The sequence below is a fragment of the Paenibacillus sp. TAF43_2 genome, from assembly GCF_052113545.1.
Classification (GTDB): domain Bacteria; phylum Bacillota; class Bacilli; order Paenibacillales; family Paenibacillaceae; genus Pristimantibacillus.
Map to the genome: position 1 here is coordinate 1 of NZ_JBFRDK010000379.1, position 1322 is coordinate 1322.

3 protein-coding genes are annotated in these 1322 nt (G+C 42.0%); all 3 read left to right on the forward strand.

Going from position 1 to position 1322, the window contains the following annotated elements; translation table 11 throughout:
• The coding region (gene dnaN / locus AB4Z17_RS33510; protein WP_441964770.1) for a DNA polymerase III subunit beta at positions 1-864 on the forward strand (864 nt) is incomplete at its 5' end.
• Between the two features lie 37 nt (positions 865-901).
• A complete protein-coding gene (gene yaaA, locus AB4Z17_RS33515; RefSeq protein WP_339205835.1) occupies positions 902-1117 on the forward strand; it encodes a S4 domain-containing protein YaaA in 216 nt (71 codons plus the stop codon).
• A gap of 27 nt (positions 1118-1144) precedes the next feature.
• The coding region (locus AB4Z17_RS33520; RefSeq protein ID WP_441964772.1) for an AAA family ATPase at positions 1145-1322 on the forward strand (178 nt) is incomplete at its 3' end.

A 1322-nucleotide genomic window follows, 5' to 3' on the forward strand; every position in this document is an offset into this window, starting at 1 on the left:
GTCGTTATCGATGTGAGCAATACTTACCAGACGATGATCCGTTCGGGCTCTACTGAAATACAAATGGTTGGACTTGATCCGGAAGAATTTCCAGTACTTCCTTCCATCGAACAAAACGATATATTGCAAATGCCTGGCGATCTATTAAAAGCAATGATTCGTCAAACTGTGCTTGCAGCCTCAGCAAGTGAACAAACGCCTATTTTGACAGGTGTACTTTGGAACTTGCTTGAAGGGGAATTGAAATTTGTAGCAACGGACCGCCACCGTCTAGCAAGCCGTACGGCACAAGTTGAAACAGAAGCACAGCTCAAATTCAGCAATGTCGTCATTTCAGCGAAAACACTAATTGAGCTATCCAAGCTCGTTCCAGAGCAAAATGCTCTTGTCGATATCGTTGTAACAGACAACCAAGTGTTGTTTAAACTCGGAAATGTATTATTTTATACACGTATCCTTGACGGAACTTATCCCGATACTTCTAAAATTATTCCGCAAACGTTCAAAACAGAACTTGTACTTGATACAAAAAATGTGATGGACGCGATTGATCGTGCCTACCTCATGTCTCGTGAGGAAAAAACGAATATCGTTCGCCTTATGACGCTTGAAGATGGAACGATTGAAATTTCATCCAGCTCGACTGAACTTGGACGAGTAACGGAGCAGCTTGAAGCAAAAGAATTTAACGGCGAGCCTCTTCGAATCGCATTTAACTCTAAATATATGCTAGACGTCCTTAAAGTTATTGATAGCGAGCAATTGTTTATTGGCTTTACAGGCGCAATGAGCCCTATTATTATTCGTCCTATGGATCATGCATATAGCATGTATGTCATCTTGCCTTATAGAACAACGGGCTAAATCTCAAATATAAGCAAGAAAGGGCTGACCTATTTTCATGAAAGAAATTGCCATCAAGACGGAATATATAACGCTGGGCCAATTTTTGAAGCTTTCTGATTGCATTCAAACCGGCGGTCATGCGAAGTTTTTCCTTCAAGAAAACACTGTCGTTATTAACGGAGAAGCGGATAACCGCAGAGGAAGAAAATTGTATGCTGGCGATAAAGTAGAAGTTGAAGGCTGCGGCGTCTTTACGGTAGGTAGAGAGTAACGCACCAACGGACCGGGAGGTCAAAACGTGTTTTTAACGAGCATACAGCTGCAAAATTATCGGAACTACAGCGAGATTGACTTACAGACGCCGAATAAGGTCAATATATTTCTTGGGCAAAATGCTCAAGGCAAAACCAATTTGCTAGAGGCGATATTCGTACTTGCGTTAACGAAGTCTCATCGCACCTCTAAGGATAAGGAGC